Here is a 19,503-nt window from a genome sequence, read left to right as displayed (position 1 = left end):
CACAATCGTTTTATTCAGCATCATACTCCATTCGTGAACGATACAGTTTGAATTGATATTTTTTTAACGACCAAAGTCTAAATTACAACCACCCTATAACCTTGTTACTTTTGTCATCGAAAATACAAATTAAAAAGTTTCATGTATCTAGGGTCTAGATACATCAAGGAGTAAGATTATGGATGGAACTCAGGTAGATCGAATTCTACAAAATCCAAAGTTTAAAGAAATGGTTCGTCAAAAAAGTATCCTTAGTTGGACATTGACGATCATCATGCTAGTTGTTTATGTCGGTTTTATGCTGTTAGTAGGCTATAACAAAGAATTTTTATTAAGTTCACTTTCAGGTGGAGTAACCACTTGGGGGATTCCACTCGGATTGGGCATTATCGTTTTATCATTTGTTTTATGTGGCGTGTACTCCTATATTGCGAATAATAAATTAGATCAGTTAAATGAAGAAGCAGTGCGTGAAGTTGAAGCGATTGCTCAAGAAAAAGGACCTAATTAAGATGAAATGGAATTCACTTAAAGCGCTTATTGCATCTACGGTCGTTATACCTGGAATGGTATTTGCTGGCCCAGATTTGGGTGCTGCAGAACAGCAAGCAACCAATTGGCCTGCAATCATCATGTTCCTTATTTTTGTGGGTGCAACCTTATTTATTACAAAATGGGCTGCTAAACAAACGACGAGTACCAAAGACTTTTATACCGCTGGTGGAGGAATTTCTGGTTTCCAAAATGGTTTAGCCATTGCGGGTGACTATATGTCAGCAGCATCCTTCTTGGGTATTTCTGCCATGGTTTTTTTATCAGGCTTTGATGGTTTGCTCTATTCTTTAGGATTTATGGTTGGCTGGCCAATTGTATTATTCTTAATTGCAGAACGCTTACGTAACCTTGGTAAATATAATTTATCTGATGTTGTTTCTTTCCGATTAGCTGAAAAGCCTGTACGTACCTTAGCAGCTATTAGCTCACTTGTTGTTGTTGCTTTCTATTTAATTGCACAAATGGTGGGTGCAGGACAGCTTATTAAGCTGTTATTTGGATTGAATTATAATATTGCAGTTGTCATTGTTGGTCTTTTAATGATGGCATATGTAATGTTTGGTGGAATGTTGGCAACAACATGGGTTCAAATTATTAAAGCTGTAATGTTGCTTTCGGGTGCTACATTTATGGCTTTCATGGTTATGAAAGGTGTGGGTTTCAGCTTCACAAATATGTTTGAACAAGCGATTCATGTGTTCTCTAAAGTTCATGATGTATCATTAACAGATGCTGCAAAAATCATGGGGCCTGGGAATTTAGCATCGAATCCAATTGATGCAATTTCATTAGGTCTTGCATTAATGTTTGGTACCGCTGGTTTGCCACATATTTTAATGCGTTTCTTTACTGTAAAAGATGCTAAAGAAGCTCGTAAATCTGTAGTAGTTGCGACAGGTTTTATTGGTTACTTCTATCTATTAACATTTATTATTGGTTTTGGTGCGATTCTTTATGTTTCAAACAATCCACAATTCTTAGATGTTGCAAAAATGGCGGTGACAGGGAAGTTAGAACTTGTTGGCGGCAATAACATGGCAGCGATTCACCTATCTGATGCAGTGGGTGGTGATTTGTTCATGGGCTTTATTTCAGCAGTCGCATTTGCCACAATTCTTGCAGTTGTTGCTGGTTTAACCTTATCTGGTGCTTCAGCAATCTCTCATGATTTATATGCCAACGTATTTAAGAAAGGTGAAACGACACCTGAATCTGAATTACGTATGTCTAAAATTGCAACATTAGGTTTAGCTATTTTTGCGATGGTGTTAGGAATTCTATTCGAAAAGCAAAACGTTGCATTCATGGTTGGTTTAGCATTCTCAGTTGCGGCATGTGCGAACTTCCCTGTACTTGTACTTTCAATGTACTGGAAAGGTCTAACAACACGTGGTGCGGTGATAGGTGGCGTTGTTGGTCTTGTTACAGCAGTGACATTGATTGTTCTTTCAAAAGCAGTATGGGTCGATACGTTCGGTATTTCAGATAAGCCTGTGAATCCATTTAATGGTCCTGCTATTTTTGCAATGCCTTTATCATTCATCTGCTGTTGGTTGTTCTCTGTGACTGATAATTCAGCACAAGCACAAGCAGAACGTAAAGCATTTGATGCGCAGTTTGTACGCTCACAAACGGGGCTAGGAATTTCTGGTGCATCTGATCACTAATTAAAATAGATTAAAAAAAGCCTCTTTTTAGAGGCTTTTTTGTTACGAGATTATAACAGTGTTATAACAGCTTTATTTTTAACAATTAATTATTATTGAATAAATATTTTATATTTTCTTAATCTCGCTTTTCACATGAATATGTGTCTAATTGCTTTAACAGCAAATCTTTATAAGTCATTTAAATAAATTCAAAATGGGGGAATTATGCCTTCCAAGAAAACAAACTGGTATTCCAATGTGAATCCAAATGTTTTTTTAAGTACTGTCATTATTATTGGGATTTTTATCACGATTGTTTTATTGACACCAGACACGTTTGATCTCATTACAAAACAATTAAACCACTGGGTAACAGATTCCTTCAGTTGGTTTTATGTTTTATCTGTTGCCATTTTTTTAATTCTTCTCATCTATATTGCTCTTTCAGAAATGGGAAAAATTAAACTTGGACCAGACCATAGTCAACCAAGCTATACGAATGCATCGTGGTTTGCCATGCTATTTACTACAGGTATGGGTATTGGTTTAATGTTCTTTGGCATTGCCGAACCTGTGATGCATTATATTTCCCCACCAGTAGGTGATGCTGAAACAGTTCAAGCTGCGCAATTGGCGATGAAAGTTACCTTTTTTCATTGGGGATTTCATGCTTGGGCAATTTATACGATTGTTGGTTTATCTTTAGCCTATTTTGCATATCGGCATAATTTACCTTTAAAAATACGTTCTGCGTTATATCCAATCATTGGAAACAAAATTTATGGTCCAATTGGTGATGGCGTAGATACGTTTGCAACAATTGGAACGATATTTGGAATCGCAACAACCTTAGGCTTTGGGGTAACTCAAATTAACTCAGGTCTACATCATTTATTTCAAATTGAACATTCTGCTTCTACGCAATTAATACTTATTGTGATGGTTACAGCGCTTGCTTCTTTATCCGTTGTATTGGGATTGGATAAAGGCATTAAGCGACTGTCTGAGATTAATTTAGTCTTAGCATTATTCCTATTATTATTTGTTTTTTTTGCAGGACCAACCATTTATTTATTGCAAACAACCATCCAAAATACAGGTCAATATGTATCCAACTTATTTAATATGACCTTTAATTTGTATGCATATCAATCTAATAATTGGATTGGTGGTTGGACCATTATGTATTGGGCATGGTGGATTTCATGGTCGCCATTTGTTGGATTATTTATTGCTCGAGTTTCGCAAGGACGAACAATTCGAGAATTTATTGTTGGCGTTTTGCTGATTCCAACAGGATTTACATTAATCTGGATGGGCTTTATGGGTAATGCTGCATTAAACAGTATTCTTCATGAAGGAAATACAGCCTTAATTACGGTCGTCCAGAAAGACTCTTCAATGGCATTATTTGAATTTTTAAATACCTTGCCATTTTCTGGAACCATGAGTTTTCTTGCAACGGTATTGGTGATTTTATTTTTCGTAACATCAGCAGACTCTGGTGCTTTGGTAACCGATTATTTGACCTCCAAAAAGGAAGGTTCTCCAATCTGGCAGCGTTTGTTTTGGGCCATATTAATGGCAGCATTAGCAAGTATATTGTTATTGGCTGGCGGTTTGCATGCATTACAATCAGCGACCATTTTAAGTGCACTACCATTCACATTTATCATGTTAATGATGTGTTGGGGTTTATTAAAAGCTTTAAGACTCGATATTACGAAGATACAAGCATTAAAGTTGGCGCGTATTACGCCTCGTGCTATTCAAAAACCAAGGAGTTGGCAACAACGCTTGGGTTTAATAATGCATTATCCACATCAAAAATCGGAAATTGATGAATATATTCAGACAACAGTTTTAGATGCATTTGAGAAAATTAAACGTGAGTTCTTACGACGAAATTTAGATGTGAAAATTCAAACTGTTGAAAATGGTCTGAAATTAAGAGTGGATCATTTAGATGAAATTAAATTTGTTTATCAAGTCATGGCAACGGAAACCATTCCTCCAAGTTTTATGGCTGATATTCAAGCTGAAATGGAGCCATTAGAGTATTACCAAGCCGAGGTATTTCTAAAAGAAGGTGGTCAAAATTATGATGTAATGGAATGGACCATTGAAGATTTAATACAAGATATTATTGATCAATACGAACGTCATTTACATTTTCTTAGTCTGGTTAGAACCGCCGAGTAATAAAAAAGGACGCTTAGCGTCCTTTTTTATGATTTCTAATAAAAATTAGAAACGGTATTTAGCATTTAAGCCAACTGCTTGGTGATTAGAGTGGTTACCTAATGCACTTGTACTTGCATAGCTAGCAGCAACTGAAATGTCTTGAGTGATAAAGTAGTTTACATTTGCACTCCAAACTTTATCAGATGCAACATTTGCACTTGTTGCAGAATAAGCTGCACCAACGCTTAACGCTGGAGTAAGGTACAAATCAGATTTGATGTTATATGCAGTGTGTTCACCATAAACTAGGCCAGTTTCAAAACCAATTGCCATGTTTGTGCCATCAATTGCACCTACATATTTTGCACGAGCTGTTGCAACATCTTTCTTGTTACCAATCACAGCACGATCAAAAACAGTGTGAATTGTACCACTTTCTAGAACATCAAAAGTATCATAAGCTGCTTGTGCTTTGTCTGCTACACGCGTATAACCACCAGCAATTAAGAAGTTAGGCGCAATTAATGTACCAATTTCAAGTGCATAAATGTCACCATTGTTATGCGCTTCATCATTTTTATAACTACGGTTTGTGTGGTTATAAGATGCGCTTGCATATACAGGAAGGATAGGTGTTGGAATATAAGTTTCACCTTTAACACCAAAAGCTTGAGACGTATATTTTACATCATTTACAGCACTTGAATATTTACCAAAATCATATGCTAAAGATACGCTAGATGCTTGATTTAAAAAAGCTGCCTCAGCTAAAGGGCCTTTTTTAGAATCTACATCACTGTAATAATAAGTACCTTGGATAGCACCAGTGTATTTATTATGCGCATTTTTATCTTCAATATGTTCCACTTGACCTTGCACTTCAAATTGGTATGCTTGAGCACCAGTCATGGCAAATAATAGAGCTGTGGCTAAACCGAGTTTTTTCATGAAATTACCAGTCATTAAAACAAAAAAATATAAAGTTGTGACATTGTATTGTAACAATCCTTTAAGTCAATTGGTCGATAAGATCAATAAATTACAATTTATACTGGTTTTTGATATAAATAATAAATTCCACTTATTTTTGTAAAAATGAAATATTAAAATAATTATAAATCAATAGGTTGTATTTTCATCGTTTTCATAATTTAATTGAAAATTACTATAATAATTAAGATATTGATTCAAATTAATTCTTACATTAATGTAACTATTCAATCCTTTTTTAAAAAAGTTTAAAATTTATACAATTATTGATAATTTATGCTTTTAAAATTTGATTTTTATAGAAAAAATTATTATTAAAATCCTTTTTTAAAGTTTTGTTTTGCCAATTAAGATAAAGCACTTTATTTTTGATTTTTATGATATAGAGAATTGATTTTAAATTAATTATTCTAAGTGATGTTGTCTGTTGATCTATTTATGAATGATTTGCCTACATCGATCATATTTTATAATTTTAGGATTTCAGCACTAAGACGTAGACTACTAATAATATGCTTTAGTTTTAGTAAGTTTTACTGAAAATCTAGGTAAGAAGAGTTTTGTTTGAATATTATATTTCATGTTTTTTGCGAAAACACATAGCAGAACTCTAAGAATTTTTTTTTTGATTTTATCGCATATTATGAAAATTTTGGTGTTAATTTTTGCACCAATATAATGCACTTATACTAGAACTATTATTCGATTATAATAAAAAAATCCTGATTTTGTTAAAAATCAGGATTTTTCTGCCAAAATTTGTGGAAAAATGCTAAAATCTGCTGAGAATTTTATTTATTCGCCCCAATAAGGTGCATTATGCACTTTATTGTGGCACGTGTAAATAAATATATTAATCTTTTCTTATTTTGATGAAAATTACAGAAAGTACCATAAAAGAATGTGATTAAATTAGAAACAAAGGTATGAAATTATTGTAAACTTAAAATAATAAATATTAGGCCTTTTGTTATTTGGGCAAGTTATTAATGAAGTATAACTTACATTCAGAACATATTAAGCAAAGATTATTTGGTTCAATGGTCGTCATCATTGGTTCAATTTTTTTAATTTCTATTCCATTAACATTGAATAGTTTTCACGCATATCAAAAATCGGAGCAAGCCTTAGCTGAGATCTCTGTTCTAAAAAATTTAACAGATCTTTCAAATTTAGTTTCAGAAGAGCGGGGACCTTCAAATAATGTGATGTCTAGTACCCCTGAATCATTAGAAAAAAATACGATAGCACTTAAAAAACATCGGGAAAAATTAGATCAGAAACTTAATGAGACGATTGCTTTATTAGGACATAAGCATTATTCAAAACTTATGTCATTGTTAGAGCATGATTTTAAGATTGCACTTTCTGAAGGACGAATTGCGGTTGATGAATATACAAAATTTTCACCTGCGCAGCGTTCTGTAAACAAGTTTGATTATTCTATTCAAAAAATGTATACCGCATGGGATGTTGCTCGATCATCATTAGAGTATTTCGTGAAACACTCAGCAGGAAAAACCTCAGATATTTCAAACTATTATACAATTGTTTTACTGCTTACCGATTTAAGGGATCAAGCGGGTCGCGTTGCATCAAATATTATTGCACCTTTAACGTTTCAAGAAACATTGCCTGATGAAAATCGTGAAAAGTCTTTACAAACACAACACCAAGCTTATTATTTATGGAAATTAATCAGTACATTGCAACCTGAGCAGTTAAAAACAGAAAAATATTTAGAATTACATCAGCATGTGCAAACTCAATTTATGGATCAGGGGATACCACTTGTTGAAAATTTAATTGATGATAGTACAGATCATTTACCCTATTCATTAACTGCGACTGAATTGACTGATGAGATGGTTGGAAAATTCTCTACTGTTGTTGATTTACAATCATATGTTATTAATAATTTTATTCCACATATACAACATGAAAATCAAAATACATTTAGGCAGTTTATTTTTTCGATAGTTGTATCTTTGATTTCACTGATTACGGCATTATTTACTTTAGCATATGCACGTAACCGAATTTTTAAGCCTTTGATTGAAGCACGTCAAAAAATATTAATGTTGGCGAATAAAAATAGTGATGGGACAGATCAAGAGTATTATGATACCTCAATATCATTATTCGAAGCGATTCAGAAGCTGCAAACTAAGTTGCAACAACGCGATATATTAGAATTTCAACTTCATAATATTGCCAATACAGATGCTTTAACTGGTGTATCTAACCGTTTAGCATTAGAGAAATACGTACAAATTTTAGAAGAACATACTGAAAAGCTCAGTCGTACAGGTTTAATTATCTTAGATATTGATGATTTTAAAAAAATTAATGACAACTATGGTCATATTGTGGGTGATCAAGTCATTCAATTTATTGCAAATAAACTGAAATCTAACCTAAGAACTTCTGACGTAATTGTGCGTTATGGAGGGGATGAGTTTATTATTATTTTAGATTCTATTGAAGTCAAAGATACGCTTTTAGTTGCAGAAAAAATCCGCAATGATATTGCCAACAGTGTATTTTTTGTAGCTGAAAAAGAAACAGATATCAACATTTCTGTAAGCGCAGGTGTTGCAGTTGGTGCCACAACGTGGAAAGAGTTATTTGATCGAGCTGATAAATCGTTATTAAAAGTTAAAACTTCTGGAAAAAATGCGGTTGCAGATTAATGAATTTGTGATGCCATTTAAAAGATGAAAAAGCAATGAATTAAAAAACAGCGAATTCATCGCTGTTTTTTGCAATCAATTGAAATATGAAATTATTTCAATAAAGGTTTTAAAAATTTTGCTGTATGCGAGACTTTAGATTTTGCGACAGCTTCTGGTGTTCCTTCAGCAATAATTTGACCACCACCTGCACCACCTTCTGGACCTAAGTCGACAACCCAATCAGCTGTTTTAACGACATCGAGATTATGCTCAATCACGACAATGGTATTTCCTTTATTACGTAGTTCATGAAGAATATCTAAAAGTTTGGCAATATCATGGAAATGCAAGCCAGTCGTTGGCTCATCAAGTACATATAAGGTTTTACCTGTATCGCGTTTTGCTAATTCACGTGCGAGTTTTACACGTTGTGCTTCACCACCTGAAAGTGTTGTCGCAGATTGTCCCAAACGAATATAGCCTAACCCAACTTGATTTAAAGTTTCTAAACGACGATGAATAACTGGAATAGCATCAAAGAAATGCATCGCATCTTCCACTGTCATTTCTAAAACATCTGAAATATTTTTTCCTTTGTAGTTAATTTCTAATGTTTCACGGTTATAGCGTTTACCATGACAAGCATCGCAGGGTACGTACATATCTGGTAAAAAGTGCATTGCGACTTTAATCATACCATCGCCTTCACATGCTTCACAGCGACCACCTTTAACATTAAATGAAAAGCGACCCGCAGTATAACCACGACCTTTGGCTTCTTGAGTTTGGGCAAACAATTCACGAATGGGAGTGAATAAACCCGTATAAGTTGCTGGATTTGAGCGTGGTGTACGTCCAATCGGACTTTGATCAATATCAACGACTTTGTCTAAGAATTGCAAGCCATCGATTGAATCAAATTTTTCAGCCGTTAAAGTGGTTGCTCCATTAAGCTGCGTCGCTGCTAAAGGCAATAACGTACGATTGATTAATGTAGATTTACCAGAACCTGAAACACCTGTGACACACGTCATGATGCCGAGGGGAAGAATTAAATCGACATTTTTTAAGTTATGACCCGCAGCGCCCATTAATTTAATTTGTTCTTCAGGCTTTGGAGGCTGAGTTCGTTGTTTTGGAACTTCAATTTTAAGTTTGCCAGATAGATATTGACCTGTTAATGAGTTTTCATTCGCAGCTAATTCATCATAAGTACCTTCAGCAATAATATGTCCTCCATGAATGCCTGCACCAGGACCAATATCAATAATATGATCGGCGGCACGAATGGCATCTTCATCATGTTCAACGACTAAAACCGTATTACCTAAGTCACGTAAACGAACAAGTGTTTCAAGTAACCGATCATTATCACGTTGATGCAAGCCAATTGATGGTTCATCAAGTACATACATGACCCCCATTAATCCAGCACCAATTTGAGATGCTAAACGAATGCGCTGTGCTTCCCCGCCTGAAAGTGTTTCCGCAGAGCGAGAAAGACTTAAATAATTTAAACCTACAGAGACCAAGAAAAGAAGTCGTTCACGAATTTCTTTAAATATTTTATCGGCAATTTCTCCTTTCGCCCCAGTGAGATTTAAGGTCTGATAATAGCTTTCAGCATCACCAATGGACATTTTGGTAATTTCAGAAATAGTTTTATCTTGAACTTTAACATGGCGTGAAATTTCATTCAGACGAGAGCCATCACAGGCATCACAAGCAGCATTTGATAAATATTGGGCTAAATCATCACGCACATAATTACTTTCAGTTTCACGATAGCGACGCTCTAAATGTGGTAAAATTCCCTCAAAAGCTTGAACTCTATTATGACGACGACCGCGTTCATCAATGTAGCTTAAATCTATTTTTTCTTTACCTGTACCGTATAAAAATTTCTTTTGTGTGTTGGGATCAAGTTCATTCCAAGGAGTATCTAAAGAAAAGCCAAAGTGATCGGCCACTTTTTGAATCATTGTATAATAATAAGGACGTTGTCTGTCCCAGCCACGAATGGCACCTTGACTAATTGATACTTCACGATTTGGGATGAGTTTGTCAGCACTAAAGTGACTGCGTGTACCTAAACCATCACATACGGGGCAAGCACCAAAAGGATTGTTAAATGAAAATAAACGCGGTTCTAATTCAGCAACAGCACGATCACACTGTGGACATGAGTGTTTTGCAGAAAATACACGGTCTGGATGCTCATCATTCATCCAAGATAAAATAGCAATATCACTGCCTAAGCGTAATGCAGTTTCAAACGATTCCGCAATTCGATTACCTAAATCATCACGGACTTTGAAACGGTCAACCACCACTTCAATGGTATGTTTTTTCTTTTTATCCAGTTCGGGAATAGGTTCGATTTCCATAATCTCACCATCGACCCGCGCTCGTACAAAACCTTGGCTTTGTAGTTGTTCAAATAGAGCGGTATATTCACCTTTACGTTCACGTACGACTGGCGCAAGTAACATTAATGCCGTACCTTCATCCAAGGCTTTTACGGCATCAACCATTTCGGTAATGGTTTGTGCCACCATAGGTAGGTCATGTTCTGGACAAAAAGGTGTGCCTACACGTGCGTATAATAAACGTAAATAATCATAGATTTCTGTAATTGTCCCTACAGTTGAACGCGGGTTATGACTGGTAGATTTTTGCTCAATAGCAATCGCAGGACTCAAGCCTTCAATAGAGTCAACTTCAGGCTTTTCCATTTGGGAAAGAAATTGGCGTGCGTAGGCAGATAATGATTCTACATAACGACGTTGGCCTTCTGCATATAAGGTATCAAATGCAAGAGAGGACTTACCTGAACCAGAAAGTCCCGTGATTACCACAAACTTGTCGCGTGGAATATCGAGAGACACATTTTTTAGATTGTGAGTACGTGCGCCTCGAATACGGATATGACTTTGACTCATAAAAATTCTCTAAAAGGAATACCTAGAAAACCTATATGATAGCGCATGAAAATTGTTCAAGTGTGAATTAAATAAATTAAACGTCAACTTATGTCGGAGCATTGATGCCTTTTATTATTTGAAAGGTGTATTAAATAAAAAGCATGGTTGAAAACCATGCTAAAGTCAGAAATTATTAAATGTAAGTATTATCTTATGCAATACGACATAGTCCGGTATATGGACGTTCAAAAATAGAGTCAATGGTTTCAAAAGAATGAGAGCGATGACTTTGTGTTTGAGTAAATGAATAGTTAATCACAAGACGCTCTAAACGGGAAAGTAGTATTTCATATGCTTTTTCAAAGTTTGGAATATCTAAGAAATCAAAACTGAGCTGAAAATTACAATTATACTGACCAATAAAATCAAGCATGAGCTGCTGAATTTTACGGTTGGTGAAGTATATTAAGTAGGTTGCAGCAGAACCACAATGTAAACAGCCCTGATTTAAATAAATTTCTTCATTTTCAAACCAACACTGTCGTAGTGTAATCATGGCACGAATTGCTTCCGTACCTTTAGTTTCAGGATTCATTTTGAACGCTTCCTTATCAACATAATGGTAATGATTATCATTATTATTTATTTTAAGAAAATAAGATGAAATTGCAAGTTAAATTTAAATAATTTATGGAGATGATTGTCATCTTATAAATACAGTTAAATGTTAAGCATATAAATGAACGAATGAATGCTTTGAATAAAGCAACAATGAAATTTGAGAGATTAGATTAATAAGATGACTATTTTGAGTTTGATTGGATTGTTGAAATATCTTTATTTGTCAGTCATGTAGGAAAATAATGTGAAATAAAGAGGGGCTAGATATTTAATTTTCATGAATATTACAATAGTCATTGGTGGGTTCTAGAAATAGTCTAGAACCCACCATAAGTAAATTATGCGTCTAGACCTAACCATTGTCTTTGATGGTATGCACTATCCCAGAATAACCACTCTAATTCAGCACCACGTGTGTATGCTTGGTGCATTTTCTCAATCGTATCAGCATCACATCGCTCAGCAACTTTATCAATCGTTGCAATTACATTTTTGACAGCTGTATGGAATTCTTCACCAGAATAAGTATCAACCCATGCTTGATAAGGATTATTCGCTACAGAATTATTGACAATATCTTTACCGACTTCTGCATAAATCCAAAAGCAAGGTAATAATCCAGCCAAAATAACGGGGTAACTTTCTGACCAAGCCGTTGCTGTTAAAAATGACGTGTAATGATGGCAAGCTAAGGTGAGAGGTGTATTCTCAAACTGATCTTTTGATATGCCAAAATTTTGCATGAAGCCATCATGTAGACTACGTTCAACCACAATGGCTATTTTTGCACCTTCAGAAAATTGAATGACATCTTCGGCTTCAAAAGCCTTTGCAGCACAAACTGCCAATGCACGACCATAGGCAAGTAAATAATGTGCATCTTGAATAACATAATGACAAAAAGCTGCTGTATTTAACGTCCCTTGAGCCAACTCTTGGTTAAATGGGTGTTGGAGTGTTCTTTGATATAATTTGGCATTTCTTGTCCAAACATCTTGAGAAAAGCTCATTTTGAGTCCTTTTAGAGAATGTCATGATAGGCAGGACAAAACTATAACAATTTAAATTGAAGAAGGGTGCTGAAAATTATGATTATTTAATGCGTTGAAATTTATCTGTGAAGATTTTTTGATTAAGTTGGAAAAAAAGCGTCATAATTATATTTTAAAATTTTAGATTGTTCAGTTTTAAGCTGAGCATACGCGTTATTTTATTTTGAGAATTTAATCAAATTTATTTTGAATTTTGTAGGTCGTTGTTATGTTGAAATATTTTGGTTTCTCAATCATCTTCACGATCGTATGTCTGGCAATTTCTGCATATTGGGGCTTTACTCATGGACCAAATGCAGGGGTTCAGGCCATGCTTTCAGCACTTTCAATTACTGCAATTTTAGCTGTCATGGAAGTATCACTTTCCTTTGATAATGCAGTGGTCAATGCTTCTGTATTACGTGGTTGGGATCATTACTGGCGAATGATTTTCTTAACAGTAGGTATTGTGATTGCTGTTTTTGGAATGCGATTAGTTTTTCCCATCGTGATTGTTGCTTTCACTGCCAATATGAACATGCTTGAAGTTGTACAAATGGCACTTAATGACCCTATTTTGTACTCTGAACGCCTGATTGCACATCATGCGGAAATTGCAGCGTTTGGTGGTGCTTTCTTATTGTTAGTTTGTCTTAATTTCTTTTTAGATAGCGGTAAAGATACACATTGGTTCCGTTGGTTAGAACGCCGTTTAGCAAATTTAGCGAATGTTCCTGCTATGTCAGTATTTCTTGCATTGGTTGCATTATTGATTATGGCAATGAATGTTGGAGAAGCTAAGCGTTTAGCGGTGACAATGGCTGGTATTTGGGGCATTGTGATTTATATCGGTGTTCAGGTATTAAGCCACTTACTGGGAGGAGAACCCGAGGTTGATGAAAATGGTAATGCTGTTGGTCATGATACAAATGGTACATCGACTGGGGTAATAAAAGCTGGAATTGGTGGTTTTATTTATTTAGAAGTATTGGATGCATCTTTTAGTTTTGATGGTGTCATAGGAGCATTTGCGATTACCTCAGATGTAGTCATTATTATGTTGGGCTTAGCAATAGGTGCAATGTTCGTCCGCTCTATGACCATTTATTTAGTTGAAAAAGGGACATTAGATGCTTATGTTTTTCTAGAGCATGGCGCACATTATGCGATTGGTGCTTTAGCATTTATTATGCTTGCTAGCGGCACTGGAATACATGTTCCAGAAGTCGTAACAGGTTTAATCGGTGTTGCTTTTATTGTTTGGGCGATTGTAGCCTCAATTCAATATTCAAAAAAACAAGAAATATAAAATTAAATATGTCTTTTAAAAGTGTAACTCTAGTTACACTTTTTTAATTTTAGAACATGATATTTAATTTAAATAAAATAGATATTAGGAAAATGATTGAATATCTTATAATCTTAGCAATGACATCACTAATGTAATTTAATCGTCTATGATGAATGCCTTGGAACGCCGCTCAACTTTTGCTTTAAGTAGTATTTTTGCCTTACGCATGTTGGGTTTGTTCATGATTATTCCTGTGTTTTCTGTTGCAGGGCAATCATATGAATATGCAACGCCTGCATTGATTGGATTAGCTGTTGGTATTTATGGGCTAACTCAAGCAATTTTACAAATTCCGTTTAGCTTGCTTGCAGACCGTTACAGTCGAAAACCTTTAGTCGTACTTGGACTCATTTTGTTTGCCGTTGGTGGAGCAATTGCTGCGATGTCTGAAACAATTTATGGCGTGATTATTGGGCGTGCAATTGCTGGAGGAGGTGCTGTTTCTGCTGTTGTGATGGCCTTATTGGCAGATGTAACACGAGAGGAACAACGAACGAAAGCAATGGCTGTGATGGGAATGAGTATTGGTTTATCATTCACGATTGCATTTAGTATCGGTCCTTGGTTAACCAGCTTGGTCGGTATTTCAGGTTTATTTTGGGTCACCACCCTGATGGGTCTAATTGCTATTTTAATGTTGTTGTTGGTTCCTAAAGTTACACGACATCATAAAAATTATGGACAAGGATATTTAGTTCAACTCAAACAAGTTTTGAAAATGGGTGATTTAAATCGCTTACATGTTTCAGTCTTCTCGTTGCATTTATTGCTTACAGCTATGTTCATTTATATTCCTTTTCAACTTATAGAATATGCAAATATTCCATTGGTTAAGCATGGACTAGTTTATTTACCATTATTGGTGATTAGTCTATTTTTTGCATTTCCAAGTATTATCTTGGCAGAAAAATATCAAAAAATGCGAGGAATTTTTCTGACCGCTATTGGTGGAATTATTCTTGGTTTAGTGATCATGATTTTTGGCTTTCAATCGAAATATGTACTGCTCGGTGGGTTAGGATTATTTTTTGTTGCTTTTAATGTCATGGAGGCTTTATTGCCATCATGGTTATCTAAATCTGCTCCGATTCATTCTAAGGCAACCGCCATGGGCGTGAATGCAAGTAGCCAGTTTCTAGGAGCCTTTTTTGGTGGTGTTATCGGTGGGCAATTACTATTGATACAAAATACAGCAATGGGGTGGGGTATTTTAACGGTAATCGCCGTTATTTGGTTATTGATTAGTTTTGGATTAACACAACCTCGTTATCTTTCATCTTTGGTTTTAAACTTACCAACGGGCAAAAAAACGGATGAATGGACTTCTCAACTTTTAGCAATTCGTGGTATTGAAGAAGTCGTGGTGATGCAAGAACAACAAGTTGCTTATATAAAGATCGATAAAAAGCTGATTGATGATGTTGCACGACAAGATTTAGCGCACTTGTTGGGGAAAGAGGTAGCCATTTAAGCATAACTCTTATAAAGTAAAATATAGAAATTAATAGGAAGAATACGTCTAATGCGTGGTGTAAATAAAGTTATTTTGGTTGGTACTTTAGGTCGTGACCCTGAAACAAAAACATTTCCAAATGGTGGATCATTAACTCAGTTTTCTATTGCAACAAGTGAATCTTGGACAGATAAAACATCGGGTGAACGTAAAGAACAAACAGAATGGCATCGTATTGTACTGCATAACCGTTTAGGGGAAATTGCACAACAATATTTACGAAAAGGTTCTAAGGTTTATATTGAAGGTTCATTGCGTACCCGCCAATGGACAGATCAAAATGGTCAAGAACGTTATACAACTGAAATTCGTGGCGAACAAATGCAAATGCTTGATAGTAACCGTCAACAAGGTGAACAAGGACAGAGTGGTCTTGAGCAGCCTCGTTTTAATAATAACCAAGGAAATAGCTATGGTAATCAAGGGGGCTATAACAATAATCAAGGCAATGGCTATGGTAATCAAAGTAATAATAGCCAAGGGAATAGTTATGCCAATAATAACCCAGGTGGTTTTGCACCTAAAACATCGGTAGCTCCTACTGCTACCCCTGCTGATCTAGATGATGATTTACCATTTTGACACATACCTTAGACCATGTTTTGTTAAGTTATTTAAGATAAAATTTATTTAAATCAGTTTCTTAAAATATAAAAGCTTCTTTTATTTTGTGAATAAGAGAGGCTTTTTTATTGGGGTACTATATTTCAGATTTTGTTGGTCAGTATTAGGTGGGTTTAAGATAGATACTATTAAAATGTAAATTAAATTTTATATATTTAGTTTAATGTGACTAATATCACGATTAAAAATTAAAATCAATTAAAAATATATGTGTAATATGGACATTTTATTATTTTGCCGTTAATATTTATCTTATTCTAGGCATAGCTTCTTTGCTTTAATGAAAATAGAAATTAATAAATATAAATAAATTTCAGTAGCTTATGTTGAGTTTTAGATAATAAGACTCAATTCCTATTTTATAAAAAAATCTTTGAGTAGAAAAATAAATTTCACCTAAATAATAATATCAAGGGGATCATAATGAATATTATTTATAAAGTTATTTGGAGTGCATCTTTAGGCATTTGGATTGCGGTTTCTGAATTGGCTAAAGGACATACTAAATCACAAAAAACAACTTCGAATAAAAAAAATAATTTGAATTACAATATTTCATCTTGCTCCAAAGTGCCTCAGTTAAAACCAAAAAAAATATTAATTACCAGTATGCTGAGTATATTGGGGGTATTGTTTGTACATTCTGCGATGGCGATGCAGGTAATTAGTACGACAGGAACGGGGTCTCTTGTTTCCCCTGGGGCTACTAGCGCAGATGGAAATACAAATTTTAATAGCTTTCAAAATCCCAATACGCCCTCTTCTATTCAGTTGACTGCAAATACTGGCGTAGTAATTGGAAATGGCTCTAGTGGTGCTTCTACTGGGAATGTCATTCTAGGTGGAAATAATATAGGGTCTACAACTACTGCTGTTTTAATTGGGAATAATAATCAATCAGATGCACCAAATTCGGTTGTCGTTGGGCATAGATCTTATACTTCTGGTAATTCTTCTATCGTGATTGGTCGTGATGGTGTTGCTACTGGCAATCATGCAATTGTCATGGGTACGGTAAGCTCAGGACTTGCTGAAAAAGCAATCGCAATTGGGCATTCCTCTAATGCAAATGGTCTAAGTGCAATTGCGATAGGTGCATCTGAGTCAACTGGAACTAACATTTTTTCAGCGACAGGTCCTGTTGCATCTGGTAATTATACTGTTGCGCTAGGTACGTCAGTTGTTGCAAGTGGGCTCAATAGTATCGCAGTGGGTAAATCGACAAATGCAAGTAGTGATAATGCGACTGCAGTTGGTGCAAGTGCAAGTGCCAAAGGTTCAAAAAGTCTTGCTCTTGGAAATGCTGCGGATGCAAGTGGTAGTTCTTCCATTGCTCAAGGTACATCAGCGAATGCAAGTGGAGTGAATAGTATTGCTGTGGGTAAATCAGCGAATGCAAGTAGTGATAATACGATAGCGGTTGGTACAAGTGCGAATGCGAGTAATAGTTATGCCATTGCACAAGGAGCTTCAGCCATTGCAAGTGGACAGAATAGTATTGCTGTAGGTAAATCAGCCAACACCAGTAGTGACAATGCTATAGCCATTGGTTTGAATGCGAATGCAAGTAGTGGTTATGCTATTGCACAGGGCTCGATAACGAACGAACTGTACACAATATTGGTGATGCCGTTGATGCTTTAAATGCAGCAGATATTGAACTCAATAAAAAGTTAAATACACTGGGTTCTAATTTTGATGATTCATTAAAAGCAACGAATGATCGTTTAGATAAATTGTCAAATAAAACAAATGCAGCAGTCGCAGCAGCAATAGCCATTGCTTCATTACCACAGCCAACAGAGTATGGTAGCTCAATGCTTGCCGTTGGAACAGGTGTATGGGAAGGTGAGGCTGGTTTTTCAATTGGTGCATCAGGAGTTACACTAGAGAAGAAATTCTTTAATAATAAGCCAGTACACTATATTTGGAAGCTCGCAACAACAACCAATAGTCGAGGCACTTGGGGTGGAGGTGCTTCAGTGGGTATTCAATGGAAATAAAAGTTGAATACCTTTAGTTTGAAAAGAAGTTCAGACATATAAAAAGGCGATATATATCGCCTTTTTATATGGGGTATTTTTAAAATATACGTAAGCTTTGCATATAATGTTGAATGATTTGATTTTGAGATAGCAGTAATAATTCAGTATTTTCGTTGAGTAAAGCATCATTTAACGTTTGCATATAATTTAAAAGCTGTTGTTTTGCAACTTGTGCAAAATCAGACTCTACAGCTTCATCTTCGTATAATAAAACATAGTTTTTTGCGAAACCATAAATGAGGAATAGTGCTGTTTGATCTATTGATGAACTCGGTGCTTGTAACGCATTTTCACATTCATTTTTTAGTTGTTTAAATGCATCTGTACCCGCAGAAAGGTTTTTAAAATTTTCAAAAATTACTGAGAAACTCATTGTTATATCATCCGCTCAAAAAGAAAATCTACAGAAAAATGATGGAATGGTCAATCGAAAAACAAGATTGATGCGCAATGTGTGTCGAAAAGTATACTTATATTCTATAAAACGATCATAATTATTAAAAACAATTATTTTACCAATCATTAAATTGATTTTATGATGCTTCTACACCATAAGTATTTTCATTTACGACATTAAGGAATTCAAATGAGCTTAATTAATACTGACGTAAAACCATTTCAAGCAACTGCTTATTATGATGGTCAATTTATTGATATTTCAGAAAAAAACTTTAAAGGAAAATGGTCGGTTATATTCTTCTATCCCGCAGATTTTACTTTTGTATGTCCAACAGAACTTGGTGATTTAGCAGATCATTATGCGGAATTTCAAGCATTAAACGTTGAAATTTATGGTGTTTCTACAGACACACATTTTACACATAAAGCTTGGCATGATACCTCAGATGTGATTGGAAAAATTCAATATCCATTAATTGGTGATCCGACATGGACACTTGCTAGAAATTTTGAAGTTTTAATTGATGCAGAAGGATTGGCAGATCGTGGTACTTTTGTCATTGATCCTGATGGAAAAATTCAAATTATTGAAATTAATGCAGGAGGTATTGGTCGTGATGCAGCTGAGTTATTACGTAAAGTTAAAGCTGCACAGTATGTATATACACATCCTGGAGAGGTTTGTCCTGCGAAATGGAAAGAAGGTGATGTAACAATTGCCCCTTCTATTGATTTAGTGGGTAAAATTTAACTGGTATGGTTTAGTTCATTGTATCTAAGGTTAAATATCATTCTATCACTTGATGAGAAGATAAAATTTTGCTAAAAAAAAGCCTTTGATTTCTCAAAGGCTTTTTATTTACGCTGCTTGTTTCTTTTTTGTTATCGTTACTTTGTTATTATTATTTCTTTTTATTGTGATGTTGTTATCATTTTTATGGT

15 protein-coding genes are annotated in these 19,503 nt (G+C 35.0%); 10 read left to right on the top strand and 5 right to left on the bottom strand.

The genetic code is table 11. The features are described from left to right. The first annotated feature begins 178 nt into the window (after positions 1-178). The 3 genes from B9T31_RS01160 (at position 179) to B9T31_RS01150 (ending at position 4,406) form a co-directional block, all read left to right on the top strand. Positions 179-511, top strand: a complete 333-nt coding sequence (locus B9T31_RS01160; RefSeq protein WP_086180129.1) for a DUF485 domain-containing protein — start codon at positions 179-181, stop codon at positions 509-511. A gap of 1 nt (position 512) precedes the next feature. Continuing rightward, the gene (locus B9T31_RS01155) at positions 513-2,222 is read left to right on the top strand and encodes a cation acetate symporter (RefSeq protein ID WP_086180128.1); all 1,710 of its coding nucleotides are present in this window, start codon (positions 513-515) and stop codon (positions 2,220-2,222) included. Between the two features lie 207 nt (positions 2,223-2,429). Beyond that, positions 2,430-4,406 carry a BCCT family transporter gene (locus B9T31_RS01150; RefSeq protein ID WP_086180127.1) on the top strand — a complete coding sequence of 659 codons (1,977 nt, stop codon included), beginning with the start codon at positions 2,430-2,432 and terminating at the stop codon, positions 4,404-4,406. Between the two features lie 45 nt (positions 4,407-4,451). Here B9T31_RS01150 and omp33-36 read toward each other — a convergent pair whose 3' ends face one another. Then, the gene (gene omp33-36 / locus B9T31_RS01145) at positions 4,452-5,336 is read right to left on the bottom strand and encodes a porin Omp33-36 (RefSeq protein ID WP_086180126.1); all 885 of its coding nucleotides are present in this window, start codon (positions 5,334-5,336) and stop codon (positions 4,452-4,454) included. 1,031 nt (positions 5,337-6,367) lie between these two features. On the opposite strand from omp33-36, the gene B9T31_RS01140 reads away from it, so the two are divergent. After that, positions 6,368-8,071 carry a GGDEF domain-containing protein gene (locus B9T31_RS01140; protein WP_086180125.1) on the top strand — a complete coding sequence of 568 codons (1,704 nt, stop codon included), beginning with the start codon at positions 6,368-6,370 and terminating at the stop codon, positions 8,069-8,071. A gap of 92 nt (positions 8,072-8,163) precedes the next feature. Here B9T31_RS01140 and uvrA read toward each other — a convergent pair whose 3' ends face one another. The 3 genes from uvrA to tenA all read right to left on the bottom strand — a co-directional run bounded on the left by uvrA (position 8,164) and on the right by tenA (position 12,608). Continuing rightward, on the bottom strand, positions 8,164-10,995 hold the full coding sequence (uvrA, locus tag B9T31_RS01135) for an excinuclease ABC subunit UvrA (RefSeq protein WP_086180124.1): 2,832 nt from the start codon (positions 10,993-10,995) through the stop codon (positions 8,164-8,166). Positions 10,996-11,188: 193 nt separating this feature from the next. Continuing rightward, positions 11,189-11,572, bottom strand: a complete 384-nt coding sequence (locus B9T31_RS01130; protein ID WP_086180123.1) for a hypothetical protein — start codon at positions 11,570-11,572, stop codon at positions 11,189-11,191. Between the two features lie 364 nt (positions 11,573-11,936). Continuing rightward, positions 11,937-12,608, bottom strand: coding sequence for a thiaminase II (gene tenA, locus B9T31_RS01125; RefSeq protein ID WP_086180122.1), 672 nt, complete (start codon positions 12,606-12,608; stop codon positions 11,937-11,939). A 250-nt stretch (positions 12,609-12,858) separates the two neighbouring features. Here tenA and B9T31_RS01120 point away from each other — a divergent pair, with 250 nt between their 5' ends. The 5 genes from B9T31_RS01120 (at position 12,859) to B9T31_RS01100 (ending at position 18,120) form a co-directional block, all read left to right on the top strand. Next, complete coding sequence (locus B9T31_RS01120; RefSeq protein WP_086180121.1) at positions 12,859-13,938, top strand: DUF475 domain-containing protein; 1,080 nt, start codon at positions 12,859-12,861, stop codon at positions 13,936-13,938. Between the two features lie 148 nt (positions 13,939-14,086). Beyond that, positions 14,087-15,451 carry an MFS transporter gene (locus B9T31_RS01115; RefSeq protein WP_086180120.1) on the top strand — a complete coding sequence of 455 codons (1,365 nt, stop codon included), beginning with the start codon at positions 14,087-14,089 and terminating at the stop codon, positions 15,449-15,451. A gap of 51 nt (positions 15,452-15,502) precedes the next feature. After that, positions 15,503-16,075, top strand: a complete 573-nt coding sequence (ssb, locus tag B9T31_RS01110) for a single-stranded DNA-binding protein (RefSeq protein WP_086180119.1) — start codon at positions 15,503-15,505, stop codon at positions 16,073-16,075. A gap of 465 nt (positions 16,076-16,540) precedes the next feature. Next, the gene (locus tag B9T31_RS01105) at positions 16,541-17,761 is read left to right on the top strand and encodes an ESPR-type extended signal peptide-containing protein (protein ID WP_086180118.1); all 1,221 of its coding nucleotides are present in this window, start codon (positions 16,541-16,543) and stop codon (positions 17,759-17,761) included. Positions 17,762-17,853: 92 nt separating this feature from the next. Then, positions 17,854-18,120 (top strand): YadA C-terminal domain-containing protein, encoded by a 267-nt coding sequence (locus B9T31_RS01100; RefSeq protein WP_171264658.1) that lies wholly within the window; start codon positions 17,854-17,856, stop codon positions 18,118-18,120. A 79-nt stretch (positions 18,121-18,199) separates the two neighbouring features. Here the strand turns inward: B9T31_RS01100 and B9T31_RS01095 are convergent, their stop codons facing one another. Beyond that, positions 18,200-18,535: a hypothetical protein gene (locus B9T31_RS01095; protein WP_086180116.1), complete on the bottom strand. Its 336-nt coding sequence runs from the start codon at positions 18,533-18,535 to the stop codon at positions 18,200-18,202. A 213-nt stretch (positions 18,536-18,748) separates the two neighbouring features. On the opposite strand from B9T31_RS01095, the gene ahpC reads away from it, so the two are divergent. After that, on the top strand, positions 18,749-19,312 hold the full coding sequence (gene ahpC, locus B9T31_RS01090; protein WP_086180115.1) for an alkyl hydroperoxide reductase subunit C: 564 nt from the start codon (positions 18,749-18,751) through the stop codon (positions 19,310-19,312). Positions 19,313-19,503: the final 191 nt, after the last annotated feature.

Origin of the sequence: Acinetobacter sp. ANC 4558 (assembly GCF_002135375.1) — a bacterium.
Lineage (GTDB): Bacteria > Pseudomonadota > Gammaproteobacteria > Pseudomonadales > Moraxellaceae > Acinetobacter.
Note: the sequence above shows the minus strand (reverse complement) of the source record. Positions and strands in the feature narration are given on the sequence as shown.